This window comes from Rubneribacter badeniensis, assembly GCF_002899695.1.
GTDB lineage: Bacteria > Actinomycetota > Coriobacteriia > Coriobacteriales > Eggerthellaceae > Rubneribacter > Rubneribacter badeniensis.
In genome coordinates this window covers 30836-41840 of sequence record NZ_PPEL01000018.1, presented here as the reverse complement: position 1 = coordinate 41840, position 11005 = coordinate 30836, and the positions used below count along the sequence as shown (strand labels likewise).

Annotated in this window: 8 protein-coding genes; 1 reads left to right on the top strand and 7 read right to left on the bottom strand. The window is 65.9% G+C overall.

The window, feature by feature from the left end; all coding sequences use genetic code 11:
• Positions 1 to 194: 194 nt before the first annotated feature.
• The 5 genes from nrfD to C2L80_RS04960 form a co-directional block, all read right to left on the bottom strand.
• The gene (gene nrfD, locus C2L80_RS04980; protein WP_087195908.1) at positions 195 to 1088 is read right to left on the bottom strand and encodes an NrfD/PsrC family molybdoenzyme membrane anchor subunit; all 894 of its coding nucleotides are present in this window, start codon (positions 1086 to 1088) and stop codon (positions 195 to 197) included.
• Between the two features lie 6 nt (positions 1089 to 1094).
• On the bottom strand, positions 1095 to 1637 hold the full coding sequence (locus C2L80_RS04975; RefSeq protein WP_103262790.1) for a 4Fe-4S dicluster domain-containing protein: 543 nt from the start codon (positions 1635 to 1637) through the stop codon (positions 1095 to 1097).
• Positions 1637 to 3841: a molybdopterin-containing oxidoreductase family protein gene (locus C2L80_RS04970; protein WP_103262789.1), complete on the bottom strand. Its 2205-nt coding sequence runs from the start codon at positions 3839 to 3841 to the stop codon at positions 1637 to 1639. Before C2L80_RS04970 ends, C2L80_RS04975 begins: the two co-directional genes overlap by 1 nt.
• A 14-nt stretch (positions 3842 to 3855) precedes the next feature.
• Positions 3856 to 4641: a molecular chaperone TorD family protein gene (locus C2L80_RS04965; protein ID WP_224759204.1), complete on the bottom strand. Its 786-nt coding sequence runs from the start codon at positions 4639 to 4641 to the stop codon at positions 3856 to 3858.
• An 81-nt stretch (positions 4642 to 4722) separates the two neighbouring features.
• The gene (locus tag C2L80_RS04960; protein ID WP_103262788.1) at positions 4723 to 5466 is read right to left on the bottom strand and encodes a ferredoxin-like protein; all 744 of its coding nucleotides are present in this window, start codon (positions 5464 to 5466) and stop codon (positions 4723 to 4725) included.
• 455 nt (positions 5467 to 5921) lie between these two features.
• Between C2L80_RS04960 and C2L80_RS04955 the strand changes: the two genes are divergently transcribed.
• Positions 5922 to 8066, top strand: a complete 2145-nt coding sequence (locus tag C2L80_RS04955) for an aldehyde ferredoxin oxidoreductase (protein WP_103262787.1) — start codon at positions 5922 to 5924, stop codon at positions 8064 to 8066.
• Between the two features lie 902 nt (positions 8067 to 8968).
• Here C2L80_RS04955 and C2L80_RS04950 read toward each other — a convergent pair.
• On the bottom strand, positions 8969 to 10348 hold the full coding sequence (locus tag C2L80_RS04950) for a hypothetical protein (RefSeq protein WP_129589896.1): 1380 nt from the start codon (positions 10346 to 10348) through the stop codon (positions 8969 to 8971).
• Positions 10349 to 10351: 3 nt separating this feature from the next.
• The gene (locus C2L80_RS04945; protein ID WP_103262785.1) at positions 10352 to 10957 is read right to left on the bottom strand and encodes an iron-sulfur cluster assembly scaffold protein; all 606 of its coding nucleotides are present in this window, start codon (positions 10955 to 10957) and stop codon (positions 10352 to 10354) included.
• Between the last annotated feature and the right edge of the window lie 48 nt (positions 10958 to 11005).

The following is an 11005-nucleotide window of genomic DNA, read 5'->3' as shown; positions in this document are numbered from 1 at the left end:
CCCCACCCCCGCGCTCGTCCCCTCCCATGCAAAAAGGCCCCCGCTTTCGCAGGGGCCCCACATTCGTCTGCCGCATGGCGCGCAGCTTGAGGACCGCGCCGTCAGCATCACCCGACGCAACTCGCAACTCGCAATCCGTGGCACGCAACCCGCAGCCCGCCACGCACCGCGGCTCGCCCGCGCGGCAACGGGCCCTACAGCATGGGCACCACCATCGTCACCGGCAACGCCGCGACCACCACCAGGTAGCGCAGCAAAAAGCCGCCAACGAGCACGCCCACGTCCGACCCGAAGCTGATCCAATGCGCCTTGCGACTCTCCTCGAACTCCCTCGGGCTGAAGAACAGAAGCCACGTCTCCAAAACAGTGGGCAGCACCAGGCCGATCAGCACAAGCCCAACCCAGAACCACGGCGCGAACTCGCCCGCCACCAAAGACACCACCGAGTTCCACCCCGCAGTGGAATTGCTCGACGTGACGAACAGAAGCGACGCCACCAGCACCAGCTCGATGATGGGCAGGCAGAAGTGGAACTTCTTGAGCACGCCCACGCGATTGAACTCGTCGGCATGCCTCACGATGCTGACGAGCAGCACCGACGCCATGCCGGCAGACATCGCCGACACGAGGAACAGGATGGGCAGAAGCGCGTTGTTCCACAAAGGGAACGTCTTGCACACGCCCAGCAGGGCGCCCGTGTACATGGCCACGCACAGCGCGAACACCACGCCCACGATGTCGAGCCACACCGGCACGGGCCGCTTCAGGAAATCGAGCAGCACCACCACGAGCGCAACCACCGTGAAGCCGGCCAAGAACACCACGCCCCAGGTCATCACGGAGCCGAAGTTCGTCAGCAGCAGCGCGAAGCGCAGCGGGTTGTGCAAGCCGCCCTCGGCGTCGAACATGAGCAGCACGAGGCCCACGATGACGACGACCGGCGCGATCACGTGCCCGATCTTGCGCATCTTGACGGCCTCGGGATGCTTCCAGCCGAGGAACGCCGAGGTCACGAACGCGCCGCCGCCCAAGCCGGCGAGGAACAGGTACCACGCGATGATGGCACCCCAGATAGGTTCAAACGTCATCGTTCATCACCTCACGTAGAAGATTTTCGCTTTGGTCAGATCGCCGGCGATGGGCTGCGCGTTCGTGGCGGCGATCTCCTGGGCGATGTCGCTTTCAGGATCGTCCAAATCGCCGAACAGGCGCGCGCCCGTCAGGCACGCTTCCACGCACGAGCACATCTGCGTGCCCGACGTCTCGGCCGACACGGTGCAGAAGCGGCACTTGTCCACCGTGCCCGTCTCCTCGTTGAACACGCGCACCTGGTAGGGGCAGGCGGCCATGCAGTACTTGCAGCCGATGCAGCGCCCATGGTCAACCTGCACGATGCCGTCCGTGCCGATGTAAGCCGCACCGGTCGGGCACACCGCGGCGCACGGCGCGTCCTCGCAGTGCATGCACTGCAGCGGAACCGTCTCCACGCGCACGGCGGGGTACGTGCCCGTCTCCTTCTCCTCGTAGCGGATGAAGTCCTCGTTGGGCAGAAGGTCGTTTTGGCGCTGGCACGCCACGCGGCAGGCGTAGCAGCCGATGCATTTCTTCGTGTTGATGAGCATTCCGTAGCGAGCCATTACGCACCTGCCTTCTTGACCGTGACGATCGCTTCCTGCGTGCACGCGCCACCGTAGCCCGGCTCTATGCTGAACGGCACGAAGTCCATCTGGCGCAAACCGACGTTGTACGCGGTGTGCTGGTCAGGCGAGGTGCAGCCGTAGTGGCTGGGAACGTACAGGGCCTCGGGGTTGATGCGCTGCGTCACCTTCACGCGGACGCGGCCCGTGTGCTCCTCGTTGGACACCTCCACCTCGTCGCCGTCGGCGATGCCCAGCTGGGCCGCCTTGTCGGCGTTCATCCACACGCGTTCGAGGTTGTACTTCTTGGTGATCTCCATCAGCGGCTCTATGTTGGCCGTCTGCGTGTGGGTGTGGATGGCCTGCTTGCCGCCGATCACGCGGAACTGGTTGCCGCCCGCCGGCTTGGTCTGGGGGTCCACCCACACCGGCACGGGGGACAGCCCGGCCTTCTCGCACGCCTCGCTCGTGAACTGTACCTTGCCCGTGGGCGTCTTCCACTTCACCGCTGCGCCGTAGCTGTACTCCTTCTCGGGGAAGCGCGCCGTGCCGCCCGCCTGCCTGAGCCCTTCGAGGGACAAGCCCACCGTGCGCAGCTGCGCGTCGGCCAGCTCGTCCACCGTGAACTGGAAGTACTCGCCCACGCCGCACGCCTCGGCCAGCTCGGAGAATATCTCGTCCACCGGCTTGGTGTTGGGATGCACCTTCTCGATCACGCGGTCGCGCAGCGTCACCGCCGGCACCTTGCCGCCCACGAACTCGGGCAGTTCCAAGCGCTCGAGGTAGCTCGTGTCGGGCAGCACGTAGTCGGCGAGCATGCACGTCTCGCTCATCTGCACGTCGATGGCCACCATCAGATCGAGGTTGGAGAAGCTTTCGGCCAGGTAATCGGGGTTGGCGTAGCCCGCCGCCATGTTCGAGTTGTAGAAGAACAGGCCCTTGACCGCGCCTTCGCGTGCCTTGTCGGCCAGGATGACGTTCACACCCATGCTGCTCAAGGCAAGCGGATACTCCTCGGAGCCGAGGATCTTCCCCTCGGGCTTCGGCACCGCCGGGAACTTCTCGGCATCCACCTCGCCGGCAGACACGCTGGGAAGGAACAGCGCGCCGCCCTTTTGGTTCCAGCAGCCCAGAAGCGTGTTGAACAGGCAGATGGCGCGCGCCGTCTCGCCGGAGTTCGCGTACGAGCAGCCGAACGCGCCGCGCCAGCTGGGCTCGATGGACGCCGCCGGAGCGCATTCCGCGAACCGAACGGCCAAGCGCTCGATGGTGGACGCGGGGATGCCCGTGATGCCTTCGGCCCACTGCGGGGTGTGGTCGGCTATGGCCGCCGCCCACTCGTCGAAGCCGATGCCGTTTTCGGCCACGAAGTCCTTGTCGTACAGGCCGTTTTTGATGAGCACGTTGGACATGGCCAGCACGAGCGCCAGGTCGGTGCCGGGGTTGATGGGCACCCACTCGTCGGCAAGCGTGATGGTGTTGTTGCAGCGCGGGTCCACCAGCACGATGTAGGCGCCGTTCTCGCGAGCGCGCTGCAGGTCGTGCACCGAGCTGGGACGGATGGCGTCGGCGTAGCTGCGCCCGATGAACATGGTCATCTTGCTGTTCGCAACGTCGCTTGCGTAATCGCCCGCGCCGATGGCCTGCGTGAACCCGCTGTTCTTCGACAGGTTGCACGCAGCGCCGTGCGTGTACACGTTCGCGCTGCCCAGCGCCTGCATGAAGCGCTTCGTGTAGTAGCTGCCGGAGGGCCGCGGATCCTGCACCATGGCAAGCGCCTCGGGACCGTTGGAGGAGATGATGGCCTTCACCTTCTCGGCGATCTCGCTGTAGGCCTGTTCCCAGCTGATGGCTTCGAACTCTCCCTTGTCGTTTTTCTTGAGCGGGTCGGTCAGGCGGTCTTCGGAATAGGCGATGGACGCATAGCCGTACCCGCGGGCGCACAGGGTGCCCTCGCAATACGGGTGATCGACGTCGCCGATCATCTTGGTCAGCCTGCCGTCCTCCACATATCCCGTGAAGCCGCACTTGGACGAGCAGGAGTTGCACAGCGAATGCGCCGTGGTCACTTCCCTTCTCCATCCTCCGGCGGCATGCGCCTGCTCCCAAGCGCCGAAGCCCATGTAGCCAGCCGTCGCCGCGAGCCCAACCGCTCCGGCGCTGCCAGCCAGGAAGCTGCGCCTGGTGATAGCGTGTTCTGACATAGCGTGTTCCTCTCTTATATGCATGTGTGAGAACGATTCGTGTTCGACGCCGCAACGACCTCGGCTTTGGCTTCGACCTCTGTCTCAGCCTCGGTTCCGGCCCTGCGCCCCGCGCGAGCCTCGACCGCATCCGCGCCGGATGCCAGCTGCGTTCGGATGCCCACCAGCACGTCGACCAGGCCGATGTAGAAGCCCGCGTCCGCGCCCAGCGTCAAAAGCCGCATCCGATAGGCGGTCAGCCAGGCAAGCCGCTCCGATAAGAACTGGCGGGCGGCGTCGCGCGCACCGGATCGCAGCAGCACGGCTGCCAGGTCAAGCTCAAGCGCCAGATGGTCCGGACAGGCCGCAAACTGCGGCGGCACGTCCATGCCCATGCGCTCGACGAGGTCCTTCATGTAGCGCGCCGAATCTCCCTGGTACATGCCCGCGCAGCGCGAGAACGGCGACGGCAGCGCTCCGTTCGACCACGTCGCGTACAGCGACTCCACGGGAACCGCCGAATCCGGCAGCCCTCCGGTGAAGTGGCGGGCGGCAAACGCCCGCTTCTCGTCGTACGTCGGCGGCGCGAACAGCGCCTTCACCTCGCCTGCGGAAAGGAAGTCCTGCAAGGGGCAGCGCATGCGCGCACGGCTGATGGGGCTTGCCGGCTCGCCGAGCGCATCGTCGTCCTGCAGCGCCCTGCGCGCGGCATCCAGAAAACCGGCCCACACCGGCTGCGCCGTCAACTGGGCCCATTCGTCGCGCTCGACGGGAGCGAAGCACGCGGACAGCACCGCGAACATCTCGTCGCTCTCCATCATCGCCTTGCCTCCTTTCCTGTGATCGTCCTTGCGCTCGCACGCCCGCCTCTGCGGCGAGCGGGCACATTCGGCAGATGCGTGTTACACCTGCACGAGGGTCGTCGTCCTCACAACGCCCTGGTCGATGACCTTCTGGGCGATATCCTGCCAATCGATGAACTTGATGGCGCCGTTCGGGCACTGCTCGGCGCAGCGACCGCACGAGATGCACTTCGTGGACACGCGGGACTGGCTGTCGATGCGCGGCATGTTCCACGGGCACGCCTGCGCGCACATGCCGCAGCCGATGCAGCGGTCGGTGTCCACCATGCGGGCGCCGTTGTCCTCGCTGGCGTAGATGGCGTGCACCGGGCAGTAGTTCATGCACGCGGCGTCGGCGCACTGCTTGCAGTGCTCCACCGTGAACTGGCAGTTGGCGTACGAGCCGTCGCCCGAGCCGGGGTTCGTGCCGAAGTTGTAGTTGTCCCACACGCGCACGCGCGCGATGTGCTGGCACACGCGGCCGTCGTTCTTCAGCGTGCACATCATCTCGCAGCGCTGGCAGCCCGAGCAGCGGGCGCGGTCGGTGACGATCATCTTCGTGGGCGTGGTGCGGATCTCGATGCGCCCCGAGGCGATGGACGCGGACGTGACGCCCCACGAGGCCAGCACGCCGCCGGCGACGAGGCCGGCCACGCCGCAGCCGGCCATGGCCAGCACCGTGCGACGCGTGAACGTCTTATGCTTGGTCGTCTCTTCGGATGCGGATGCCGCGTTCGTCGCGGATTCGGCCTCCTGGGCGGTTTTCTCCTCGGAGGTGTTCTGGTTCAGATGGGAATCTGACATAGCCTAGTGCTCCCTCCCTCACATCGGTTCGGTGAGTCTCGTCTTGGAAACGCCGTCTGCGCTTCACGCTTCGCACGCGGCTCGCGGCTTGCGCTCTGCGGCCCGCCTTGCGCATCCGCGGCTCGTTTCGCAACCGCGGGCACGCCAGCTTTCCGCACGCAGTGCTCGCACGCGATTCGCATTTCGCGCGCAGCCCGCGCACGCGCTCGGCTCGTCTGCTTTTCCTCCCACACAACGCCTCGCAGTATGGTGCCGCCCGCCAACCCGCCCTCCCCTCTTTGAGGGGCATTTCGCCTTTGACCGGGAATTTCGACAAATTACCCTCAAAGAGGGTACGGCGGGAAAACGCACCCGGCGATACTTGCGAGCGACGAATGCCGTCAGCGCTCGTTGCGTCTGCAGGTTCCCACACAACACGGAACTCATGCATCCTTACAGACTGGGAGATAAGCAACATGGCTGACGAAACATCGTATGGATGGGCCGGTAAGATCCTCCGCGTCAATCTGAGCACGGGCTCGGTCACGACGCAGCCGACCGACCCCTACAAAGAGTACATCGGCGGCATGGGCCTGGCCAACAAGATCATGTACGACGAGGTGCCCGCCGGCACCGACCCCCTCTCGCCCGAGAACAAGATCGTGTTCGCCGTCGGTCCGCTGACGGCCTCCGGCGTGCCCCTGGCCGGCCGCACCACCATCTGTTCGCTTTCGACGTTCTCGAAAGACCACCTCGTCATCGACGCGCATTGCGGCGGCATGCTGGGCGCGAAGATCAAGCTGGCTGGCTGGGACGCCATCGTGCTGGAAGGCGCTTCCGACCATCCGGTCTACCTCAACGTGAAGAACGACGAGGTCACCATCAAGGACGCAAGCGACGTGTGGGGCCTCGGCACCCGCGCCGCCACCGAGGCGCTGTGCCGCAAGGAGAGCGTCAAGGCGTGCGTGGCCGCCATCGGCCCGGCGGGCGAGAACCTGCTGCCCTACGCGGTCATCATCAACTCGCGCAACCACTCGGCGGGCGCCGGCGTGGGCGCGGTCATGGGCTCCAAGATGGTGAAGGCCATCGTCGTCGAGGGCGACGGCTCCGTGAACGTCAAGGATCCGCAGACCGTGGCCGAGCTGTCCGACTACATGCTGCGCGAGATCATCGGCTCGAACAACAACCATGTGGTGCCCTCCACCCAGCAGGAATGGGCGGAGTACTACGACAAGGGCTCCCGCTGGACGGCGCGCAAGGGCCTGTACTGGGCAGCCGCCGAGGGCGACCCCATCGAAACGGGCGAGCCCAAGCCGGGAGAGATCAACACCGTGGGCTACCGCTGCATGAAGTCCACGAAGGACCTGGGCGCCGCAGCCGAGAAGTACACCGTCAAGATGAACGGCTGCCACGGATGCCCCATCCATTGCTACTCCGACCTGCGCGTGGAGGGCACGAAGGAGACAACAGGCTACGAGACGGCGGGCAACACCTGCGCCGCGAACTTCCCCGTGAGCTCCTACATGGAGGGCTTCCTCAAGATGGGCCTCAAAGACGAGGGCAAGGGCGACCTGTCCGTGCTGTGGGACACCACGACATCGAACATGATGGACAACCTGGGCATCTGGTGCAACTACGCCCAGCTGTACCGCGACATCGCCTACTGCCACACCGCCGGCGTTTTCAAGCGCGTGCTGCCTGAGGAGGAGTACAACTCCATCCATTGGGAGAAGTTCAATGCCGACGTGGCCGACCCCACCGTCATGGTGGAGATCCTCGAGAAGATCGCGCGCAACGACTCCGAGCTGGCCTACGTCGCGCACGGCCCGCTTGTGTGGTGCGAGCGCTGGGGCGAGCAGGCGTGGTTCGACAATTCGAAGTCCACGCTCATCAACTACCGCGGCTGGCCCGTGCATCACGCCATCGAGTGCTTCGGTCAGGTGGGCGCCGTCTACAACATGATGTTCAACCGCGACGACATGATCCACTCCGCGGTGAACTTCCAGGGGTGCGGCTTGCCCATCGAGTTGAAGAAGGAGATCGCCGCCGAAGTGTGGGGCGGCGAGGACGCGTGCGACCCGGACAAGAACTACACGCCCATGAACGACCACAAGGCGAACTTCGCGTGGTGGTCCATCGTCACCGACGTGCTGCACGACTCGCTCACGCTGTGCAACTGGGTGTGGCCGATGACCATGAGCCCCACGAAGGCCCGCAACTACCGCGGCGACCTCGACCTCGAGGCCAAGTTCTTCAAGGCCGTCACCGGCGAAGAGATGACCACCGATGACCTGTACAAGGCCGGTGCCAAGATCATGACGCTGCAGCGCGCGAACACGGTGCGCGGCATGACCGACGAGAACGGCAACATCGGCTGCAATGACCTGCGCAACGTCCACGACGTGATCACCGCCTGGGCCTTCGACAAAGACCCCGACAAGGAGCCGTTCACCGAAGGTACCGACAAGATGGACCGCGACGACTTCCAGACAGCGCTTAGCATGGTATACACGAAGTTCGGATGGGACGAGCAGTTGGGTTGCCCGACGGCTGCCTGCCTTGACGAGTACGGCATGGCCGACGTCAAGGAAGAGCTCGACGGCTTGGGCTTGCTGCCGTAGCAGACCCCCTCGACGCCGCAGACCGCGCCCCTCCCCCCCTATTCGCACGGTCTGCCGGCTCTTCTTGCGGCCCCCGGCGTTATCGCCGGGGGCCTTCTTGTGTGAGGTGCGAAAGCACACGGACGCGTACGTGGAGCGTACGCGGCAAGACGCGGAATGCAAGCGCATGGAATGCTGGAAGCGTGCGCGCAAGCCCCCTCCCCGGAAGAAGTGCGGAAAGAGCGGATTCGCGCGATTGCCGTTCTTTACCGCCCTTCCCGCGCACGCTCTCACCGCCGCAGGGCAAATGCAGAGCGGAACAGGCGACGCGACGGATGCGGCGGGTCGCTGCAATCGCTTGCGGCCTTTCATGTCGCAAAATTCGTGATTTTTGGCCACGAAACCGCGTTCTGGCACGGCTTGCGAGCGTTCGCCTCAGAAGGGAAACCTGCGACCTGGCATTTTCTTGACGAGAAGCCCTTGCGTCTGCCGGATGGAGGGGAAAATCGCTCCGATTCGTGCCAAAACGCGGTTTCGTGGCCAAAAACGAGCCGTCTGGCTGCACGAGACAGAGCGGCGCACGGAGAGACGCCCTCAGGTGCGCTGCTTGGCGAAGAGCCGCGCAGCAAAAACCGTTCAGGGAGGCGAACGCGAAAGCCAGAAAGCGCCGCAGCCCTCCCGCCAACGGGGATACAAGCGAACTCCACGCTCCCGCGCCCAAGGCCGAGCCATCAGGCGAAGCGCACGCCCCTCTCCGCGGGTGCGAAGACGCATCGCGCGCGGAGACTCCTCGAGCGCAAACCCTCCTTCTCCGCACGCAGACGCGCTTCCGCGGCGCGCGAGCGCGTATCCGCATCGCACCCCGGCGCGCGCCATCCCGAACGCGCCCTCGCTGCACGCCCGCTCCCAAGGCGCGCGGCCGCCTACATGTGGAGGCGGCGTTCCACCGCGTCCCACTCGGCGAGCGAAGCGGCGTAAGCGGGCGAAAGATGGTTCGTAGAGAAGAAGTACACGTCGCCGTTCGAAGCGACGGTGCGCTCGATGTCGGGGTGCTCGCCGGACGCCTGCACGGCCTCCCACGTTGCAGCGATATCCTCGTCGGTCATGCGAAACGGCGGGTTCTTCAAGCTCGATGCCGCCAGCGGCCGCGGATAGACGCGCGAGTCCTCGCGCACGCACTCGACGAACGTGACCACGCGGTCGTCCTCGGCGGCGAGAAACGCCCAGTGTGCGTACGTGTCGGTCATAATGGTGCGGTCGTACACGTAGTAGCTGTGCGCGCCCACGAGCGTGGCGATGTGCTCGCAATCGATGTCCAACTCCACATCGTCCTCGCCCTCGCCAGTCTCCACCAGTACGTACTCGCCTTCGATCTCCTCCAGGCGATACCCTGCGGGGATGTTCAGGCCGGCGAAAGGGTCGTCGGAATCGCCGACGCTGCCAGAGCCGCCAAAGCCACCGGATCCGACAGCGCCATCGAGGCTGCCAGATCTGCCAAGGTCGTCGGGACTGCCGGCACCGCCGGAGCCGTCAGGACTACTCGCGCCGTCAGGGTCGCCGGAGCTTTTGGCACCAGCCGCATCGCCTTCGGTGCCACCACCAATCGCACCGGCATCGCCCCTGCCGACCGGCTCGCCGTCCCCGGCCTCGCACATCTCCTCGTCCTGCGACGCGCGCGCTGGCTCTCCCGCCTCCTCCTCCACTCCCTCGGATTCCCCATCCGCAGAGCGCAAAAAAGCGGGGATGCCCACGGCGCGCGTGGCCGTGCGGAACACGGGCGCAGGCTCGAGCTCGGCAGCAGCGGCGGCCGCCTCGGCACGCGCAGCCCGATCGTCCTCGAGGTACTCGTAGACGAGCATTTCGAACTCGTCGGGCGTGAGGTGCGCGGGAACCAGGCCGATTTCGGCCCAGCGAGCGGGCGTGACGAGGCGGCTGTTGGCAGACTGAGCGCGCACGTCGTCGAACACGCGCGCAAGGGCATTGTGCTCGGCAAGCGCGCGGGCGCGCGCCTCGGCCTCGGCCTCGGCCTCGGCAGCGGGCAAGGCATACTCGTCAACTTCGGCAACCCCGTCAGCCCCGGCATCCTCACCAGCCTCGGCAAACGCACCGTCGCCAACACCCGCCCGAACCTCGTCCGCATCCAACGCGTCGGGCACAAGCGAAGGCGCACATGCCGTCGCGCACGAACCCTCGTCCGACACCCCCGTCGTCCCCACTGCCCTCGGCGCGCATTCTTCGCCGCTCGCGCCGTCGAACCCCAGCTCGTCGCTGCCCGCGCCGCCCATCGCCGCCTCTCTCCCCATGCTCTACGCCTCCTCGTCGGCCGCCGGACCGAACTGCAGCTCAATGCGCGCGTCGCGCAGCGAGCAGTGCTCGCACATGGCGCAGGAAAGGGACAGCTCGTCGCACGGCACCACGGCATCGAGATCGGCGATCGCGCCACCGCGGTTGATGATGAAGTCCCCGATGAGCGCCCGCACCCCCTCGGCGGCGAAGTATGTGGTGTGAAGCTTGTCCCACGGCACGCCGTCAAGAGCCGCCTTCACGTCGTCGGGCGTGATGGCCAGGGCTTCGGCGAACGTCCTGCCCTCGATCATCGAGCACACGACGCTCGCACACGCCGTCATGGCCAGACAACCGCGCGTCTTGAAGCCCGCGCGCACGAACGTCTCCGTCTCGGGGTCGATGACGGCGAACAGGCGCAACGCGACCTCGCCGCGCTTCGACTTCCCCACCATGCACTGGGCGTTGAACCCTTCGGGCGCGCCGCTGTTCTTGAAATTGGCCACCACCGACAGCAGCGTGTCGGAATACCCCGCCGTGCCGGCTTCCACCTCGGTTTGGTACACGTCGGCCGTGCGGATGACCGCGCGCTCATCCGGCTCGACGTAGACGTTTCTCGACTCTCCCATGCGCTTGCTCCTTATCGCTCGACGGTCGGACCCGGCGCTTCGCGCACC

Coding starts and splice junctions, on each gene's coding strand:
- nrfD (WP_087195908.1), bottom strand. CDS start 1,088: ATGACGTTTGAACCTATCTGGGGTGCCATCATCGCGTGGTACCTGTTC.
- C2L80_RS04975 (WP_103262790.1), bottom strand. CDS start 1,637: ATGGCTCGCTACGGAATGCTCATCAACACGAAGAAATGCATCGGCTGC.
- C2L80_RS04970 (WP_103262789.1), bottom strand. CDS start 3,841: ATGTCAGAACACGCTATCACCAGGCGCAGCTTCCTGGCTGGCAGCGCC.
- C2L80_RS04965 (WP_224759204.1), bottom strand. CDS start 4,641: ATGATGGAGAGCGACGAGATGTTCGCGGTGCTGTCCGCGTGCTTCGCT.
- C2L80_RS04960 (WP_103262788.1), bottom strand. CDS start 5,466: ATGTCAGATTCCCATCTGAACCAGAACACCTCCGAGGAGAAAACCGCC.
- C2L80_RS04955 (WP_103262787.1), top strand. CDS start 5,922: ATGGCTGACGAAACATCGTATGGATGGGCCGGTAAGATCCTCCGCGTC.
- C2L80_RS04950 (WP_129589896.1), bottom strand. CDS start 10,348: ATGGGGAGAGAGGCGGCGATGGGCGGCGCGGGCAGCGACGAGCTGGGG.
- C2L80_RS04945 (WP_103262785.1), bottom strand. CDS start 10,957: ATGGGAGAGTCGAGAAACGTCTACGTCGAGCCGGATGAGCGCGCGGTC.